Here is a 17476-nt window from a genome sequence, read left to right as displayed (position 1 = left end):
TGCATGCGGAGAATTAGTGATGAAGTCAACCAAAGCTATACACAGCGTAGATGTAAGCAGTCTGAGCATTCCGGACGCAGAAGAAATTATTGAAGAAGCGCTGGCGGAATTGTCATACTCGCAGGACCCAGGGCTTGTACGCGCACTGCAGTTTCTTGCACCCCCGGGATACCAGGCGATTGTTGAGCTTTGTAGTGAGAGTGGCCGAAGCAAGCGGCGCAATGCCAATGCCGATTCATGGTCCCCGGAAGAAGATGAGTTACGTATATATTTTGAGCGCGTAGATGGCGAAGATGCTCCTGCGCCGCGCGCCGTTCGTTCCAGCCGCTCTGTTGAGCGTGATTATGAGGACGAGGAACCGGAAGAAATTATTGCTCCCGCCGATATGGACACCCGCGTGAAAGAACTTTGCGGAGCTTTGGCGGAAGCCGAGCGTGGCGGACATGCATTTATCGCGTTGAAGTGGTTCCGCGATTCGTTTTTACCACGCAAGAGCTTCCGCTGGAACCAGAATCCCGAGTCACGGCAGACCATATTGGCCGAGGCGATTCAACGTGGCGTGGTGCTGACAAGCAAAATTGCCAATCCCAAGACGCCGGCTTATCCGACGACAACAATTCGCTTGAACCGCGCAGAGGCAGGCATTCCGGAAGAGGCGCAGCGCTTCCATCCGGTCGCGGTAAACGGGGAAGCACTAACAGCCGTTCTCGAAGAAGAGCGGGGGAACCTGTGAGCAGTTGCTACTTTCTTGAAGCCACGGCCTTTGCAAAGCTTTTTGTGCGCGAAGCCGGCACCGATGCCCTGATTCGCCTGATGGAGTCGGTGGAGGACAACCGCAAGCTCATTGCGGCCTCGACACCTCTGGAAGTTTATGCGGCCATTCGCCGCAGCGAACGCGCCGGAACAATTACGCAGGAAGATGCAGCTACGGCACTCGAAAGCCTGCGCACGGAAGCAGCTCGCACCGTGCAAGAGCCGCTGAATCCCGCAGTTTTGGAATCAGCGCGGCAGCTCCTGGACCGCACCGAACTACGCTGGCCGGATGCCCTGCAACTGGCCGCTGCACTGGTGGCGCGAGATATGTTTCATGGCACGGAGATTCTGTTTGTGACTGCTTCCGAACGGCTGCTTGAGGCCGCAAAAGCGGAAGGCTTTCCGGTGCTGAATCCCACCACGGAAGCAGAGCTGACAGGCGCAGCCTAATCCCGTTATTCCTTGCGGAATTTGTTGGCTTGCTCGAACTCTGTGCGTAGTTCCGGCGTGCGGAGATTTTCCCGGATGTGAGCAAGACGCTGCTCCAGCTTGAGCAGCGCTTGTTCGACAGCTTCCGTGTTGGTATGCGCAATGTCGCGCCACATGGAAAACGGGCTTGCGCCAAGCCGCGTCATCTCGCGCAGTGCGCGGCCACCTACGTCTTTCAGCTCCGGCGCATCGCCAACTTCTTCTTCAAGCAATGCACTCAGCGCCGTCGCCGTAAACTGCGGCAGATGGCTTACCCACGCGACAAGCTCATCATGCCGAACCGGGTCGAGTTCCAGCGTGCGCGCACCTATGGCGACAACCAGCTCGCGCCAGTCCGCCACAAGCGCAGCCGCTTGCTCAGTACGTTCGGCTGCAGCATTGTCAGTAAAAATCCAGACCGCGTTCTGGTAGAGCTTCGCGTCAGCATATTCGGCTCCGCCGCGCTCTTTGCCAGCCATTGGGTGACCGGGGAGAAACGCAGGCTTGCCGGGCTTGTTATAAAGTCCCGCCGCGATAGTAGTGATTTGCGCCTTTGTACTGCCAACATCCGTAACAAGCTGGTCCGGCGTAAGTACAGCAGCAAGCTTTTCCATCAAATCAAGCGTGGCAAAAATAGGCGCAGCAATGAGCGTGACTTGCGCTTCCCGAGCAGCCGTAAATGGATGGTCGGCGATGGAATCGATAGCTCCTGCATCAAAGGCGATTTGCGCGCCTTCTTCGGTACGATTCCAGCCAACGATGGAGCCTGTAAAGCCCGAGGCACGCAGAGCCAAGCCTGTGGATGCTCCCAGCAGGCCCGTGCCCAGAATTGCTATGCGCTCGATCATCGTTGGCGGCTCGTTTCTTCGGAGTAGTTAGAGCGTTCTGCCCACGGCTTTGGCAATAACGCGCAGGTCATCCACCAGCTTGTCGAACTGCTCGGGGAAGAGTGTCTGCGCTGCATCGGACGCGGCCTTGTCTGCATTCGGATGCACCTCGACAATAATGGCGTCTGCTCCAGCGGCTACGGCAGCTTTTGCAAGCGGGGCAACCATGTCGCGGCGGCCAGTTCCGTGCGAGGGATCGCCGACGATAGGCAGGTGTGAAAGCTTCTTCACCACTGGAATCGCTGCAATGTCCATCGTGTTGCGCGTGGCCGTTTCAAAAGTACGAATACCGCGCTCACAGAGAATCACATCGTAATTTCCGCCGGTGAGAATGTACTCGCTGGCAAGCAAAAGCTCCTCAATCGTGGCCGCATGGCCGCGTTTCAGCAGCACGGGCTTGCGAACCTTCCCCAGTTCGCGCAGCAAATTGAAGTTCTGCATATTACGCGCACCAACCTGGAAGAGATCGACGAGCGGCAGCATCGGTTCAATCTGCGAAATCTCCATCACTTCACTGACAACCAGCAGTCCATACGCATCCGCAGCCTCCTTCATCAGTTCAAGACCGGGAATGCCAAGTCCTTGGAAGGCGTACGGCGAAGAGCGTGGCTTGAATGCGCCTCCGCGCAGAAACTTGCCGCCACCCTCTTTTACTCGCCGGGCAGTTTCAAAAATCTGCTCCCTGTTTTCAATGGAACAAGGACCGCCCATGATGACGACCTCATCTCCGCCAATCTTCACGCCATTGCGAAATTCAACAATGGTGCCTTCGGGACGGAAGCCGCGGCCTGCCAGCTTATACGGCGAACTGATGCGGTGAACGTGCCCAACACCCGGCATGTTTTCAAACTGCGCAAGATCGACGCTGGCCGTAGGGCCCACGCCGGCAAGGATGGTTTGCGATGAGCCGGTAGTTCGGTGAACACCCACACCGGCCTCGGTCATTGCTTCGATTACGTCGTCAATCTGCTCTTCAGTTGCATGCTCCTGCATTGCTACGATCATTTACTTCTTCCCTGTCTCGGGCGCCTGTGCGCCAGTGCCGGGCCCGGCGGACTGCGCCGCCTGGGCATTTCTTTCCGAGGCCAACTCGTTCCGCTGCAGGGCGCGCATCACATCGATGATGCGCTCGTAGATATGCGTCAGTTCGATGTCAGGAAGCGGCCCCTGGTTCTTTGCGCGCACATTGTCGAGCACAATCTTCTCGCGCTTGGGCTCATAGACCGGCAGCGAGGTAGCGGCTTTCAAATGACCAACCATAATGGCGGCTTTTGCGCGCTCGTTCAGAAGAGACACAAGCTGTTGATCCAGTTCATCGATGCGTTTCCGCAATTCTTCGAGCGTCATTGACTCATCCCTCAAGAGCGCCAGCCGCACAGAAAGAACTTCACGCGGTGGCGCGGAACGGAGTTAAAACCAAACTTCAGCGTTGAGCTAGGCGTTTTAACGGGTCAGCGCAGCTTCCGGCTGGCGCAGACCCTTGATAAATCGGGCCACGGCGCCGGGGGCTTCTGCGGATGCGGACCGCTCCACCAGCTCTACGATCGCGCTGCCAATCACCGCCGCATCTGCAAACTCGCCAACCTGCGCCACATGCTGCGCATTGGAGATGCCAAAACCAACGGCCACCGGCAGCTTGCTCCATCGACGAATGCGGCCCACCAGGGATTGCGCATCGGATGTCAGGCTCTGCTGCTTGCCGGTGATGCCGGTGCGGGAGATGGCGTAGATAAATCCCTTGCTGTGCGTGGCGATAGCTTCAAGGCGCTCGTCTGGGCTTGTCGGAGCGGCGAGGAAGATCGGGGCGAGCGATACGCGGTCCAATTCCTTCAGCAGTTCATCCGCTTCTTCGACAATGATGTCCGTGATGAGAACGCCGTCGGCTCCGGCAGCTTTAGCGTCATCCGCAAAGCGCGCAATGCCATAACGCAGGATGGGATTCAGATACGAGAAAATGACAAGACCCGCCTGTGGGCGGGCGGTGCGAATCTCTTTCGCAACTCCGAGAACATCTTTCAACGCGGTGCCGTTGGCAACAGCTCGTTCGCTGGCACGTTGAATGACTGGGCCGTCGGCTAGAGGGTCGCTGAACGGCACGCCAAGCTCGATTACATCTGCGCCCGCATCGATAGCTTCAATCGCAATCTCACGCGTGACTTCGAGCGAGGGGTCGCCAGCAGTGAGATAAATGACGAGGCCCGGCTTGGATAGGAACTGAATCGGCATCGGCTTCTGCTTACTCGCCCTCCAGATGCAATTCCTGGGCAATGATGCCCATATCCTTATCACCGCGTCCGGAAAGGTTCACTACCAGTATGTCATGCGGATTCAGCGTGGGCGCCAGCTCGATTGCTTCCGCTACGGCATGTGCGGATTCAAGCGCGGGCAAGATGCCTTCGACACGCGAGAGCTTGACGACTGCCGCGAGAGCTTCCTCATCCGTACGCGAGGTGTACTCGGCGCGTCCGGTGTCGTGAAGCATGGCATGCTCAGGGCCAATGGCTGCGTAGTCGAGGCCTGCCGAAACGGAGTGCGTGAGCGAAATCTGGCCGTTTTCATCCTGCAGAACGTAGGAAAAAGTTCCCTGTAGCACACCGGGAAGGCCGCCTTCAAAGCGTGCCGCATGCTCACCGAGCTTTTTGCCGCGGCCGCCTGCTTCCACGCCGATGAGACGAACATCACGATCGGGAAGGAACTCATAGAAAGCGCCGATAGCGTTAGAACCACCGCCAACACAAGCGACGACTACATTAGGCAGCCGGCCTTCTTTTTCAAGAATCTGCTCTCGCATCTCACGGCTGATACAGCGATGAAAGTCGCGGACGATGGTCGGGAAGGGATGCGCACCGAGAGCTGAGCCGAGAATGTAGTGCGTGGTGCGAACGTTGGTGACCCAATCGCGCATCGCTTCGCTAACGGCATCTTTCAGTGTCTTGGAGCCGGAGGTGACACTGCGAACCTCCGCGCCCATGAGACGCATGCGCAGCACATTCAGGTGCTGCCGGGCCATATCCACTTCGCCCATATAGATGACGCATTCGAGTCCGAGCCGCGCGCAGGCTGCTGCCGTTGCCACGCCATGCTGTCCCGCGCCGGTTTCCGCAATGATGCGCTTTTTGCCGATGCGTTTGGCGAGAAGTCCCTGGCCAAGCGCGTTGTTAATTTTGTGTGCACCGGTGTGGAGCAGGTCTTCACGCTTGAGGTAAATCTTTGCGCCGCCTAGCTCTTCCGTCAGGCGCTTGGCGAAATAGAGCGGCGTGGGCCGTCCGGCGAAGTCGCGGAGCAGCTCATCCAACTCGGTCTGAAATTTAGCATCAGCTTTGGCGGCCTCGTACTCGTGCTCCAACTCAACGAGGGCGGCCATCAGCGTCTCCGGCACATAACGCCCGCCGTAAATGCCGAAGCGGCCGGGGCGCGACTCGGACGGCGTTGTGGGGAGAATTACCGATGCCATGCGTGAGACCTCCTGAATGCCAACGCAAAAGAGATGAATATTTAGTGTACCGCTCGCAGTTGCGAAGGGTGTTATTCGAGGCTCTTGGCGGAAGCACGTGCGTTTTCTACGAAGGCTTTTACTTTGAGGGGATCTTTACGGCCCGGTGCGGCTTCCACGCCACTGGCAACATCGACACCCCACGGTTGCAAAGTAATGACTGCCTCAGCCACATTGGCGGGATTGAGGCCGCCGGCAGCAATCAGCTTGGCCGAGCAGTTTTCACCGAAGATGGTTTGGCGCGCTTCGGTCCAGTCGAAGGCAATTCCTGTGCCTCCAACGGCAGTCGCCGTGCGGGAGTCCACGAGAATTCCGTCTACATTCGGGCGAGCTGCGAAAACGGCTGCTTGCCGGGCGGCATCGGGGCCAAAGTGGACTACCCGGAGAATCTTCAGCGAGGGACCAAACTCGGCGCGAAGCTGCGCGGCGGCATCCTCATCCACACCTGCATGAAGTTGCACGCCGGTCAAACCTGCACTACGCACAGCATCCGCAATTTCGCTCACAGACGAATCGACGAAGACGCCTATCTTTTCGAGCGCTGCTGGAAGATGCGGCGTAATTTGCGCAACTTGTTCCACCGTTACCTGGCGCGGGCTCGGCGCAAAGACGAAACCTACGGCATTGGCTCCCGCGTCGGCGGCGAGCTGCGCGTCTTCTAGCGAGGTATTGGCGCAAATTTTTACCCAGATGCTCATAATCTCTGCCTTCAGCGCGCTACCGCCGCGCCGGATAGCAAGCCTGCAAGCGCCACGCTGGGATTGGGCTGACGCATCAGGCTCTCGCCGATCAGAAAGGCGTCAAAGCCCGCCACGCGCAGGCGGCCAATGTCTTCTGGCGTGCTAATACCGCTTTCCGCTACACGCACGATATTCGCGGGGATGCTTTCGATAATAGCCAACGAGTTTTCCAGACGTACTTCAAAGGTTTTGAGGTCGCGGTTGTTTACTCCGATAGCGTCGGCACCGTTTTCGCCGAGTGCATTAAGAGCGCGGTCAAGTTCTTCTGCTGTGTGTACTTCTACCAGCACATCCAGCGAGAGACTATGTGCGGTTTGCGCAAACTGCTTCAACTCGGCATCGTTGAGTGCAGCAACAATCAGCAGAATTGCGTCTCCATGATGCGCACGCGCCTCAACAATCTGGTACTCGTCGATAGTAAAGTCTTTGCGCAGGCACGGAAGCGGCACGGTTGCCGATGCAATTTCAAGATTGCGCAAGCTTCCCTGGAAGTAGGGCTCGTCGGTGAGGACGGAAAGCGCGGCTGCGCCTCCTGCAAGGTACTGCTGTGCAATTTGCGCTACATCAAAATCGGCGCGGATGAGGCCCTTAGATGGAGAGGCTTTCTTGATTTCAGCGATAACGGCGGGGCGCGTTGCCGCAGCTTGACGCAAGGCAGAAGCCCAGCCGCGCGGCGTATGCAGAGCTGCGAGCTTTTCGAGTTCTGCGATAGAGACGCGCTCTTTGGCTGCGGCTACAGTGGTGCGCGTTGTGGCGATAATCCTGTCGAGCTGCGTCATGCCTCTATTTTAACGGGGTTGCTGCGTGGACAAAAGAAACTGGCGCCGGGCAGGTGAAGTGCCTCGGCGCCAGGGAAAGATTGCAGTACTGCAGTGCGTGGTTCTGTGAAGATTAAGCAAGCTTTGCGGGCTTGCGCACGAGGATGGGCAGAATCGTGGAAACAAGCACAATCCCCGCAAGTACGTGGAAGCCGCTGGTGTAGCTGCCGCTGGACTGGCGCATATTGGCGACGAGCAGCGGGCCAAAGGCGCTGGCGCAGCCCCATGCGGTCAGCATCAGGCCGTAAATCGAGCCGTAGTTGGTGGAACCGTAGAAGTCTGCCGCGAAGGCCGGCATGGTGCCGAAGCCACCACCGTAGCACATGAGAATAATGAACGCGACAGCGGTGAGTACCGAGCTGGAACCAATGGACGGCAGGAACCAGAAGAGCCCAACCTGCAGGAGGAACATCACGATAAAGGTTCCGCGGCGCGTGATTGCGTCAGAAACCGAAGCCCAGAAGATTCGGCCAAGAGCGTTGCCAATGGCGACGATCCCTACCATGCCTGCGGCGACGGCTGCGGTGACCTTGGCGAGTTCCTGGAACACAGGAGATTCCTGCGCGATGAGTGAGATGCCTGCCGAGGTGTTGAGGAAGAGAATGAGCCAGAGAACATAAAACTGCCACGTGCCGAGCGCCTGGCCGAGCGTGTAGTCCTTGCCGTTGCTGGTGGCAGCATTTTGCTTCGGGGTCCAGCCTTCCGGCAGCCAGTTGGCAGGGGGCATCTGCATGAACCATGCGGAGATGACGCCGACAATGGTGTAGGCAATGCCGAGGTAGAGGAAGGTGGTGAGCACGCCGCTGGACTTGATGAGCGCCGTTGCTGTAGGAGCAACAACGAGAGCACCCGCGCCGAAACCACCTACGCCAATACCGGTCATGAGGCCGCGCTTGTCAGGGAACCACTTAACGAGCACGGCGATAGGCACGATGTACGCAAAGCCGAGACCGATGCCGCCGATGATGCCGTAGCTGCCGTAGAGCCATCCGAGGCTATGCGAGAAACCGGCAAGAAGCGTGCCTACGCCATAGAGAAGCGCGCCGGTGACGGCGACTGTGCGCGGGCCAACCTTCTTCATCCACAGACCGCCAAAGAATGCTGCGACGCCGAGGGCAAAGATGCAGACGGTAAAGGTCATCGTGACTTGTGCGATGGACCAGTGAAACTGTTTGGACAGGGGAACGCGAAAAACGCTCCACGCATAGGCCGACCCAAGGACAATCTGCAGGATTACACCTGCGAGCGCAATTCCCCAACGGCGTGCATTCATTGCCAATACTCCAAATCATGAGGTTGAAACAGAGGGAAGAAAAACGGACACAGGAGCCCGGTGTGCGCGGGCTCCTGTGTCAGACAGCTAACGAGGTGAGATGACAGTTTCGGTCAGAGGGATGTTCTTGAGGAAGTCCTCTCCTGTACCAATGTGCTGATCGACGAGGCGCGTCGGCGTGTGGGCAAGCCACTCGGCGAGCGAGATGTCCTCGTAGTTAGGCGAGGGGAAGACTTCGAGGAAGACAAGATCTTCCGTCCCGGTGTTTTCGACATAATGCGGCTGCGAACGGCCAACAATGCCTACGTCACCTTCCTGGAAGTCCATGGTACGGGCGTGACCGCCGCCGGAGAAGATGGTCATGCGGCCGGTGCCCTTCACATAGTACTGCCACTCGTCCGCGTTGGGGTGCCAGTGAAGCTCGCGGAGTCCGCCGGGCTTGACCGTCACGATTGCCGCGGCAATCGTGGTCGCGGGGAAGTTCTTCCGGTCGATGATCTTTACCTCGCCGCCCTTGGTAACCTTGGCCGGCTTGATGGAGTTGGTGAAGAAAGCAAAGGAGTGAGGCAGCGGACCGTTGACGGCCTCGACCTGCTTCTTTTCTTCGGCCAGCGGGCGGGGAAGCTCACGCGGGAAGATGAAGAGTTCGTGCGGAGGAACGTTCTTGAAGACGTCTTCCGAGACTTCAAAGTTCTTTGCCAGCACGGACTTCTCTGTGTGGTGCATCCAGTCGGTCAGCAGGAAGGTCTCGAACTCGTTGAAGTTGCCGTCGTCGAATACGAGCAGGAAGAAGCAGCCTTCGTCCCCCACGCCCTGGATGGAGTGCGGCACGCCGCCGGGGAAGAGCCACAGATCGCCGGGTCCTACATCCTCAACAAAGCCACGACCGCCCTGGTCCACGGCGGTGATGCGGGCCTTGCCGGAGATCATGAACGCCCACTCGGCGCCTACGTGCCAATGCAATTCACGCACGCCGCCCTTGATGAGCTTCATCTGCACGCCTGCCATGGTAGCTTGCGGAAGATCACGCACGGAGACTTCGCGTGTCCAGCCACCCGGCTCAATGCGCTTGCGGCCAAAGGCGAAGGGGTACTTGAAGGGCGTCTGTCCGCCGGCATCGGTCATCGGACCAAAGGCCGAAGAGGGGTTCTGATCTTCGAGCACGGAGTTGCGCGGGCCGGGATCAATCTCGTTCGGCAAGCTGTGGTCCTTGGAGCGGAACTTCTCCTGCGCTCCGGCAACTGAAACACCCGCGGCTGCCAGCAATGCGGCGCTGGTGCCTTCCAGGAATTTACGGCGGTTTACAAGTTTGTGGTTTTCTTCAGGCATTGTTGCTTTCCTTTCAAGGTGACTTGCAGAAGGCGATTGAGTAAGTGCGGGCCAGAGCGTTGACTGCGGCCCGCTGGAAATAGCGGTGAAACTTGCTTGTCGTTACCTGTCCACGCGGAAACGGTACGTTACGGAGAACATTGTGTAGTTCAGCGGAACGCCCTTGCCTGCGGCGGACATGAGGCTGCCGGGGAAGAAGTGCGAGTAGGCGGCGTTGAAGACCAGGTAATCGTGGAACAGGTATTTGCCTGAGAGATCGATGCCGTCACCGATGCTGTTGGTTTTGAATCCACCCGTGGGGACAGCTACCGAGGAGCTGCCGGAACTGGAGTAGATATTGTCAAAGCGCGACGCTACTCCCAGAGCTTCGCCCTGCACCAGCAACGTGAGGTTCTTTGTCGGTCCGAGATCAAGATTCACGCGCTGCATCTTGATGTTTTGGAAACCGAAGAGATCGACAAAGCCGAGGGCGTTGTGGTTTGAGGGATACTGCTGGTCGTAGGTTGAGATGTGATTCGGATTAGTGTGCGGGTTGCCGGTGGCGTAGTCGTACTCGCCGCCGAGGCGCGGCTTCCATGGAAGCTTCTCAAAGGTGTAGTAGACCTTTTCGATGTTTGCGCCCGCGTGAATTGAATCGTTCGAGTAGCTGCCGCGCTGCAGGTCTGCCAGCACGTCATAGTTGAAGTGCAGCGGCAGTTTGCCGGAGCCTTCGATGCCGAAGGTTGTCTCGGTCTCTGTGCCGTAGATTCCCTGATTGCTCTTGACGCGAGGCTCGGCCTTTACAAGAACGAAAGGCTGCAGCGTAGTGTCCTTCGGCAGAAACGAGTGAACCGTACCGTAGATGCCATGGAAGGTCAGGCCTGCGCCGTGCTTGTCCAGCGACTCGGGATTGACGCCGACAACGGAAGTTGAGAAGACATCGATGGAGTTCTTCTTGCCGGGGAGATCAAAGGTTCCGTAGAAACCATCCCACGTGCGGCTGTTGTTGGTGAAGTCGCTGATACCGACGACTCGCTCGTTGCCGAAGCGGAGCTCGCGGCGGCCTGCATATACCTTCACTGGGCCTTCGTGGAATTCGAGATAACCCTGACGGAGATCAAAATCATCGCGCATGTTGGCGGCCTGGTGCGAGGTGGGAAGACCAAGGGCATGCGTATCCATAAACTGCATGTAGCCGGTCAGCCAGTGTGTCGGACGCACCGTTACACCGCCCCATACACGCGTCAGATCATAGGCGCGGTTGTTATCAGATTTGTACTGATAACCGGCCTGGCTCTCTACGCGGTCACGGAGTTGGAAGTCCAATGTCAGCCATGAAGGCATTGCGACGATGTGAAACTCCTGCACTTTGCCTCGGGTTTGTGGATATTCGATGTAATCTGCGCCAACCGAAAAATTCGGTAAGCTCTGGGATTGCGCCTGTGCGCTGGTATGCGCGGCGGGCAGTATGGCGACAGTGCACACGGCAAATGCCAGCGCACTGCAAAAAGGTTGATACTTCTTCATAGGCCTCTTAAAAGTTCACTCCTTTTGTCAGAGAACCTCCGACACTTCCGTATCCGGACCTGCTTGAGTTAGCAACTTTGCCCGGCATACGGATTGGCGAATGTGTCAGTGTTCTCTTCGTCGTTGCGATCCAGGCAGGCAAAGTCTTTTTCAATGGCCACTTCGAGCGCACCAGCGGTGCCGAGGCCAATTGTTGCGTAGATGCCAACCTGGTCTTCATGGCTCCAGCCGCGAAGCTGGTCGTCGGAGATGGAGATAGTGACGATGCGGTCGCGGTAGAGCACGTTTACTGAATCGGCTTGTGCGCCGGAAACGAGAGCATAGGTCAGGCTTTCGTCCGGATTCGGGCCAAAGTGAATGGTTTCAACCACTGCGGTGCCTTGCTGCAGGAGCAGCAACTCGGAGCGCACTACTCGAAGACGCAGCGAATTACCTTTGATGCGAAGTTTCATGCGATACCTCCAGCCAATGCCTGGAAATCAACGTTGCCATGGGCGTGCTTGCGGCGCAAGGCTTGGCGTTTGTTGCACTTTGCATTGTGACCGGGCTTGAAACGGGGAGAGAGCGACCACACCGCCTTATCCGAGGCAGCGTGGAGCAGAGCGCGAATCCTATTCCAAAAAACGACAGTCATGATGCTCGGTTACATCGTCCAGCAGAAAGCGGCGCATGAAATCGCCAGAACTGCCGGCCGGGGAAGAACCGGAAGATTTAAAAAATGATCGTGCAATTTGAATAAGTACACCCCTGCAGCATCGTTGGGATAGGGCGTAACCCCCAAAGAACGGGCATGAAATGAATCAAGCTGAATTTTTTGCAAAAATGTAGAATTTTTTTCAATGCAAGGGTATCTAAGTGGCGAGACACTTAACTTCGCACGGTGTCTTTCCCACACCGTTGCAGCGTTGTGCTTCAACGCGGAGGTCTACATCCATGAGTATCGTGGCAGAAGAGAAAGCAGTCGTAGCGCCAACAGAGCCGGGCGCGCCGGAAACAGTAACCGTAACGGTTGACGGCAACAAGGTATTTGCCCAGGAGGGCGAACTTGTTCTCAAGGCTGTGTTGCGATCGCAGGAGATTCCGCACATCTGCTACCACTCGGACCTGATGGGCCCTATCCAGACCTGCGATACGTGCATTGTCGAAGTGGATGGGAAGCTGGTTCGGTCCTGCGGGACCAAGATTACAAAGGGTGCCGACATCCGCACCAACTCTCCGCGTGCCGAGCATGCGCGTGCCGAGGCATTTGACGTAATTCTCGGCAACCACATGCTTTATTGCACGGTCTGCGACAACAATAACGAGAACTGCCGCGTACACAATACGGCCATCGCGCTCAAGGTTGACCACCAGAATCATCCCTTCACGCCGAAAGGCTACGAAGTGGACATGTCGAACCCCTTCTATCGCTACGACCCCAACCAGTGCATTCTTTGCGGCCAGTGCGTGCAGGCCTGCCAGAACGTGCAGGTGAATGAAACGCTGACGATTGGGTGGGAGCTGGACCAGCCACGCGTGCTGTGGGATGGCGGGATGCAGATTGGCGGATCTAGCTGCGTGAGCTGCGGGCACTGCGTTACGGTTTGCCCGTGCAATGCGCTGATGGAGAAGTCGATGCTGGGCGAAGCAGGCACGATGACCTCACTGCCCAAGCAGGCGCTGGACCAGATGATTGACATGGTGAAGGCGATTGAGCCGGAGGTCGGCTTTGGCTCCATCATGCAGATCTCGAACACCGAAGCGAAGATGCGCGAGGAGGGCGTCAAGCACACCAAGACGGTGTGCACCTACTGCGGCGTGGGTTGCAGCTATGACGTGTGGACGAAAGGCCGCAAGATTCTGAAAATTGTGCCACAGCATGGGGATGCGAATGCTATCTCTACCTGCGTGAAGGGCAAGTTTGGCTGGGAGTTTGTGAACAGCAAAGACCGCCTGACTTCGCCGCTGATTCGTGAAGGCGCGGGCTTCCGTGAGGCGACGTGGGAAGAGGCGCTTTCGCTCTGCGTGGAGAAGTTCACCCAGATTCGCAACCAGTATGGGCCGGATGCGCTGTCGGTGATTGTCTCTTCCAAGACAACCAATGAAGACGGCTACCTGATGCAGAAGTTTGCGCGGCAGGTGCTTGGCACCAACAACGTGGACAACTGCTCGCGGTACTGCCAGTCACCTGCAACGATTGGTCTGTTCCGCACGGTGGGCTATGGCGGCGACTCGGGTTCCATTACTGATATTGGCGGCGCGAAGCTTGTCATCATCGTTGGAGCTAACTCGGCGGAAAGTCATCCGGTGCTTGCTACCCGCATCAAGCGTGGGCAGAAGCTGCATGGACATAAGCTGATTGTTGCCGATCCGCGTGAGCACGAGATGGCGCGGCGCGCTAACATTCACTTCCGTCCGCGGCCTGGAACGGATCTGGTATGGCTGTGCGCAATGAGCAAGTACATGTTCGACAACGGCTACGCCAAGCTGGATTTCATTGAGAAGTGGGTCAACAACATCGAGGAGTACAAGCAGAGCATCGAGCAGTACACGATGGAGTTTGCGGCTGAGTTCTGCAATATTCCGCTGGAGACGCTGAAGGCTGTTGCCGAAGAGATTGCGCATGCAGAGACGATGGCTATCTGCTGGGCGATGGGCATTACGCAGCACACGATGGCGTCGGACAATTCGACGGCTATCTCGAACCTGCTGCTGGTTACCGGCAACTACATGAAGCCCAACTGCGGCGCTTATCCTCTGCGCGGACACAACAACGTGCAGGGCGCGAGCGACATGGGCGCAATGCCGAACAACTTCCCCGGCTACCAGAACGTGGAAGATCCCGAGATTCGCGCCAAGTTTGAGAAGGCGTGGGGCAAGGCGCTGCCGCCGAAGAAGGGCTGGGATAACCACCAGATGATTGACGCCGTTTACGAAGGCAAGCTGCGCGCTATGTATCTTGCCGGCGAGGACATGATTTCGGCGGACTCGAATGCGAACCATGTTGGCGGCGGCTTTGAAAAGCTGGACTTCTTTGTGGTGCAGGACATCTTTTTCAGCGAGACTTGCCGCTATGCGGATGTGATTCTGCCGGGTGCGCCTGCTCTTGAAAAGGACGGCACGTTTACTTCGACGGAGCGGCGTATTCAGCGGCTTTACAAGGCGCTGGACGAGATTGGCGAGAGCCGCGCCGACTGGAAGATTACGCAGGAATTGGCCAACCGCATGGGCGCGAACTGGAATTACACGCATCCGTCGGAGATTATGGCCGAGTGCGCTTCGCTTACGCCGATGTATGCGGGCGTGACGTATGAGCGGCTGGAAGGCTACAACACGCTGCAGTGGCCGGTGGCTCCGGATGGCACGGACCAGCCTACGCTTTATCTCGAAGACGGGCCTGAGGGCGGCTTCCACTTCCCGGATAAGAAGGCGCGCTTCTTCCCGGTGAAGCATCGCGAGCCTTCCGAAGAGCCGGATGCCGAGTTTGACCTTGTGCTCAACAATGGCCGCCAGCTTGAACACTTCCACGAGGGCAACATGACGTGGCGCGTGCCGGGCATCAAGGAAGAGACGCCGGAACGCTACATTGAGATGTCGCCAGAGCTTGCGGAAGAGCGCAAGATTGAGACAGGGCGCTGGGTACGCGTTACCAGCCGTCATGGCTCGCTTACCGTTAAGGTGCTTGTGACTTCACGCGTGCATGGCAACCAACTCTTCCTGCCGCACTTCTCACAGGAAGGGCCGATTAACGTGCTTACCGGCTCGCATACAGACGCCGTGACCAACACGCCGGCTTACAAGGAGACGGCGGTGAAGATTAAGGCGCTGGGCGAGTGTGGCGATAACCCGCTCAAGCCGCTGAACTTCCGCTACTCCGGCAAGCCGACGCCGCAGAACGGCGTGCAGGTGGAGCGCAAGTGGAAGAGGGCCGACTACCACTTCCCAGGCGCGGAACAGCTTGTGCAGATTCAGACCAAGAAGTAAGCAACAGAAGCAGCGAGGAAACAGACTATGGCAGCACCCGTTGAATTTCGACACTACACACCGGCCAGCCATCGGCAGGATTTGATTCGTCGCGTGGAAGAGGCTCCGGCAGAGCACGCAGAAGCTGTGCTTGCGGCGTTTGACCTGCTGGAACAACTCCACGACAAGGACGTGCTGCGGATTTTGACCGGGCTGCTCTCTGCCAAAGACACCGTTATCAATCACCTTGTGGGGTTGATGACGCTGCCTGAGGTGCTCTCGTCGATGAAGATTATGCTGATGCTGGCGAATGCCTTCAAGGCTATCGACGCGGATAAGATTCATGCGGCGCTGCATCCCGAGAATGACTCCGCGCCTTCGCTGCTGGCGATTACGAAGATGGCTACCAGCAAAGAGGCTCGGCGTGGAATGGCTGTGGGGCTTTCCCTGTTGACTGCGTTTGGCGAGGTGGTTGGGAAAGAGAAAGAGCATGCCGGGTAGGAGCCGTTTTTCCTCTGCTCGCGAGGTTTTTCTTATAACTCTATTGATATGAGTTGTTTATGTTGAGATTTAGGTGTTTATTGATTAGTTAATAGATTTTGGAAAAGTGGTTACTTTTCCAAAAAAATAAAAATTCTTTCCTTTTTTTTGGTTCGGGGAGGGGTTCACGGTTGCGGTGCCCGCCCCTCCTGCTTGCCAGATGCGGGAAGTTTCAAAAGCATGCCTCAGTGGCTAAAGCCCCGGTGCTTAGGTTGAGGTTATTGCCGGGGATAAATCCTCGCCTGCCTTTTGTGCCTGATACGCCCGGTGTTGCTGGCTTTTGTGTAATATGTCTTAAATCAATCGATTAGATGCAGGATTTGGTGTTTCTTGATTGGTTAACAGGTTTCTGAAAAATGGTTACTTTGCAGAAAAAATGGCGCGAAAAAACTTTTTTGTGGTCTGGAAAGGCAGAAAGCCCGGTTCTTTAGAACCGGGCTTTCTTGTTGGTGATTTTGAGTATGGCATATTGGGGGTTAATTGAGCGCAAGAGTTATCCACAGATTTGAGATTTATTTGCATTGCATGCAGCGGCTGCGCGCTTTGCGCGCCACGAAGCTTTTGTGGCCCTCCCGGTGGTCGGGGTCGGGATGGGGGTGTGGGCAGCAAAAGTCAACCGCAGATCCTTCGCTCCGTCTACCCCCACGAACGATGAAACCGTTCGCGGGGACCCAATCCGCTGCGCTCAGGATGACAACGCTCAATCTTTGTGGAGAGCGAAATAGGGGACGGGCTGTTGTTAGAGCTGGCGGCGGTATTGGCCGGGGGTTACTCCGGCGAAGCGGCGGAAGGTGGTGGTGAACTGGCTCTGGTCCTGGAAGCCGCAGTGGTGGGCGATCTGCATCAGTGTCAGGTCGGGCTGCTCCAGCAACTTGCGGGCGCGCTCCATGCGGAGGTGGATGACGTATTTGTGCGGCGTCATTCCGGTGGCCTGGCGGAAGAGCGAGAGGAAGTAGTTGGGGCTCATGTCCACTACGCCGGCCATGGAATCCAGGGAGAGCGAGGTGTGGAGATTGTCGAGGATGTAGGAGCGGATCTTCTTTTCCCGTGCGGGGCCTAACCCACCGCGATATATCTGCATGCTTATGTTGTTCTGGCTATAGCGGCGCATGAGGTGCGTGCCTACCATGGTTGCCACGGATTGGCAGAAGAGCGCACTGGATGTGCCGGCTTGCATCTCGGTGTATAAGGACTTGGCTACTTCGACAAGAAAGGAATCGCGGACGAGAAGTGAGGGGATGAGAAGCCGCTGCGCGTTGTCAGGGCTGTGCTCCACCATGGCGTTGAAAAAGGCGTCCTTGAGATAAAGGTGAATGAGCGGGGCGCGGTGGTCGAAATGGATGACGTGTTGCACGCCGGGCGGCACGATCCAACAAGTGTCGCCGTACATTTCGCGCTTTTCGATGCGGCCTGACGGGCCTTCCCACTCGCCGCGTACCTGGGCGGGGCCAGTGGCTACGGTGATTTGCGTGCAGTTGTGGGTGTGGCGCTCCCAGATGGAGCGGTGCTGCTCGGCCGTGTAGATGGAGTAGTCCCCATGCTCCTCCCACTTATGGTCAGGGGGAGGGCCGGGATGCAGTCCAATCATGAACTGCTTTTGATCGATTTGCTCTTCTTCGACTGTACTCAGCGGTTCCATGCGAACCATTGCGGGCCAGCCATTGCGGCTGGCCCGCTTCGGGGAAACTCCTATTGTTATTTTCGCCAATAAAGACGCCTATTTCAAG

At 57.3% G+C, this 17476-nt stretch carries 16 protein-coding genes; 4 read left to right on the top strand and 12 right to left on the bottom strand.

Annotated features, from left to right (window positions below; genetic code table 11):
• The first annotated feature begins 19 nt into the window (after positions 1 to 19).
• Positions 20 to 733, top strand: a complete 714-nt coding sequence (locus tag AC5S3R_RS00165; RefSeq protein ID WP_494264578.1) for a hypothetical protein — start codon at positions 20 to 22, stop codon at positions 731 to 733.
• The gene (locus AC5S3R_RS00160; protein WP_494264577.1) at positions 730 to 1203 is read left to right on the top strand and encodes a type II toxin-antitoxin system VapC family toxin; all 474 of its coding nucleotides are present in this window, start codon (positions 730 to 732) and stop codon (positions 1201 to 1203) included. Before AC5S3R_RS00165 ends, AC5S3R_RS00160 begins: the two co-directional genes overlap by 4 nt.
• Positions 1204 to 1208: 5 nt before the next feature.
• On the opposite strand, the gene AC5S3R_RS00155 is transcribed toward AC5S3R_RS00160, so the two are convergent.
• The 11 genes from AC5S3R_RS00155 to AC5S3R_RS00105 form a co-directional block, all read right to left on the bottom strand.
• On the bottom strand, positions 1209 to 2069 hold the full coding sequence (locus tag AC5S3R_RS00155; protein ID WP_494264576.1) for a prephenate dehydrogenase: 861 nt from the start codon (positions 2067 to 2069) through the stop codon (positions 1209 to 1211).
• Positions 2070 to 2096: 27 nt separating this feature from the next.
• Positions 2097 to 3113, bottom strand: a complete 1017-nt coding sequence (gene aroF, locus AC5S3R_RS00150) for a 3-deoxy-7-phosphoheptulonate synthase (protein ID WP_494264575.1) — start codon at positions 3111 to 3113, stop codon at positions 2097 to 2099.
• Positions 3114 to 3455, bottom strand: coding sequence for a chorismate mutase (locus tag AC5S3R_RS00145; RefSeq protein WP_494264574.1), 342 nt, complete (start codon positions 3453 to 3455; stop codon positions 3114 to 3116).
• 96 nt (positions 3456 to 3551) lie between these two features.
• A complete protein-coding gene (gene trpA / locus AC5S3R_RS00140) occupies positions 3552 to 4334 on the bottom strand; it encodes a tryptophan synthase subunit alpha (protein ID WP_494264573.1) in 783 nt (260 codons plus the stop codon).
• A gap of 10 nt (positions 4335 to 4344) precedes the next feature.
• Positions 4345 to 5562, bottom strand: a complete 1218-nt coding sequence (trpB, locus tag AC5S3R_RS00135; protein ID WP_494264572.1) for a tryptophan synthase subunit beta — start codon at positions 5560 to 5562, stop codon at positions 4345 to 4347.
• Positions 5563 to 5633: 71 nt separating this feature from the next.
• A complete protein-coding gene (locus tag AC5S3R_RS00130) occupies positions 5634 to 6299 on the bottom strand; it encodes a phosphoribosylanthranilate isomerase (protein WP_494264571.1) in 666 nt (221 codons plus the stop codon).
• A gap of 11 nt (positions 6300 to 6310) precedes the next feature.
• Positions 6311 to 7120: an indole-3-glycerol phosphate synthase TrpC gene (gene trpC, locus AC5S3R_RS00125; RefSeq protein WP_494264570.1), complete on the bottom strand. Its 810-nt coding sequence runs from the start codon at positions 7118 to 7120 to the stop codon at positions 6311 to 6313.
• A 112-nt stretch (positions 7121 to 7232) separates the two neighbouring features.
• Positions 7233 to 8432, bottom strand: coding sequence for an L-lactate MFS transporter (locus AC5S3R_RS00120; protein ID WP_494264569.1), 1200 nt, complete (start codon positions 8430 to 8432; stop codon positions 7233 to 7235).
• Positions 8433 to 8519: 87 nt separating this feature from the next.
• Entirely contained in the window at positions 8520 to 9761 is a 1242-nt protein-coding gene (locus AC5S3R_RS00115) for a cupin domain-containing protein (RefSeq protein WP_494264568.1), read from the bottom strand.
• Between the two features lie 102 nt (positions 9762 to 9863).
• Positions 9864 to 11267 carry an alginate export family protein gene (locus tag AC5S3R_RS00110; RefSeq protein WP_494264567.1) on the bottom strand — a complete coding sequence of 468 codons (1404 nt, stop codon included), beginning with the start codon at positions 11265 to 11267 and terminating at the stop codon, positions 9864 to 9866.
• A 68-nt stretch (positions 11268 to 11335) separates the two neighbouring features.
• Complete coding sequence (locus AC5S3R_RS00105) at positions 11336 to 11719, bottom strand: DUF7009 family protein (protein WP_494264566.1); 384 nt, start codon at positions 11717 to 11719, stop codon at positions 11336 to 11338.
• Positions 11720 to 12200: 481 nt separating this feature from the next.
• On the opposite strand from AC5S3R_RS00105, the gene fdhF reads away from it, so the two are divergent.
• Positions 12201 to 15230, top strand: coding sequence for a formate dehydrogenase subunit alpha (fdhF, locus tag AC5S3R_RS00100; RefSeq protein ID WP_494264565.1), 3030 nt, complete (start codon positions 12201 to 12203; stop codon positions 15228 to 15230).
• Positions 15231 to 15257: 27 nt separating this feature from the next.
• Entirely contained in the window at positions 15258 to 15710 is a 453-nt protein-coding gene (locus tag AC5S3R_RS00095) for a helical membrane plugin domain-containing protein (RefSeq protein WP_494264564.1), read from the top strand.
• 778 nt (positions 15711 to 16488) lie between these two features.
• Here the strand turns inward: AC5S3R_RS00095 and AC5S3R_RS00090 are convergent.
• Positions 16489 to 17397 (bottom strand): helix-turn-helix domain-containing protein, encoded by a 909-nt coding sequence (locus AC5S3R_RS00090; protein WP_494264563.1) that lies wholly within the window; start codon positions 17395 to 17397, stop codon positions 16489 to 16491.
• Between the last annotated feature and the right edge of the window lie 79 nt (positions 17398 to 17476).

It is taken from the genome of Occallatibacter sp. FHG110214_02, from assembly GCF_059115385.1.
Note: the sequence above shows the minus strand (reverse complement) of the source record. Positions and strands in the feature narration are given on the sequence as shown.

What these genes read in the sequence shown, in the direction of transcription:
- trpA (WP_494264573.1), bottom strand. Translation starts at nt 4,334, where the DNA reads ATGCCGATTCAGTTCCTATCCAAGCCGGGCCTCGTCATTTATCTCACT.
- AC5S3R_RS00105 (WP_494264566.1), bottom strand. Translation starts at nt 11,719, where the DNA reads ATGAAACTTCGCATCAAAGGTAATTCGCTGCGTCTTCGAGTAGTGCGC.
- AC5S3R_RS00155 (WP_494264576.1), bottom strand. Translation starts at nt 2,069, where the DNA reads ATGATCGAGCGCATAGCAATTCTGGGCACGGGCCTGCTGGGAGCATCC.
- AC5S3R_RS00090 (WP_494264563.1), bottom strand. Translation starts at nt 17,397, where the DNA reads ATGGTTCGCATGGAACCGCTGAGTACAGTCGAAGAAGAGCAAATCGAT.
- aroF (WP_494264575.1), bottom strand. Translation starts at nt 3,113, where the DNA reads ATGATCGTAGCAATGCAGGAGCATGCAACTGAAGAGCAGATTGACGAC.
- trpB (WP_494264572.1), bottom strand. Translation starts at nt 5,562, where the DNA reads ATGGCATCGGTAATTCTCCCCACAACGCCGTCCGAGTCGCGCCCCGGC.
- fdhF (WP_494264565.1), top strand. Translation starts at nt 12,201, where the DNA reads ATGAGTATCGTGGCAGAAGAGAAAGCAGTCGTAGCGCCAACAGAGCCG.
- AC5S3R_RS00120 (WP_494264569.1), bottom strand. Translation starts at nt 8,432, where the DNA reads ATGAATGCACGCCGTTGGGGAATTGCGCTCGCAGGTGTAATCCTGCAG.
- AC5S3R_RS00115 (WP_494264568.1), bottom strand. Translation starts at nt 9,761, where the DNA reads ATGCCTGAAGAAAACCACAAACTTGTAAACCGCCGTAAATTCCTGGAA.
- AC5S3R_RS00095 (WP_494264564.1), top strand. Translation starts at nt 15,258, where the DNA reads ATGGCAGCACCCGTTGAATTTCGACACTACACACCGGCCAGCCATCGG.
- trpC (WP_494264570.1), bottom strand. Translation starts at nt 7,120, where the DNA reads ATGACGCAGCTCGACAGGATTATCGCCACAACGCGCACCACTGTAGCC.
- AC5S3R_RS00110 (WP_494264567.1), bottom strand. Translation starts at nt 11,267, where the DNA reads ATGAAGAAGTATCAACCTTTTTGCAGTGCGCTGGCATTTGCCGTGTGC.
- AC5S3R_RS00130 (WP_494264571.1), bottom strand. Translation starts at nt 6,299, where the DNA reads ATGAGCATCTGGGTAAAAATTTGCGCCAATACCTCGCTAGAAGACGCG.
- AC5S3R_RS00165 (WP_494264578.1), top strand. Translation starts at nt 20, where the DNA reads ATGAAGTCAACCAAAGCTATACACAGCGTAGATGTAAGCAGTCTGAGC.
- AC5S3R_RS00145 (WP_494264574.1), bottom strand. Translation starts at nt 3,455, where the DNA reads ATGACGCTCGAAGAATTGCGGAAACGCATCGATGAACTGGATCAACAG.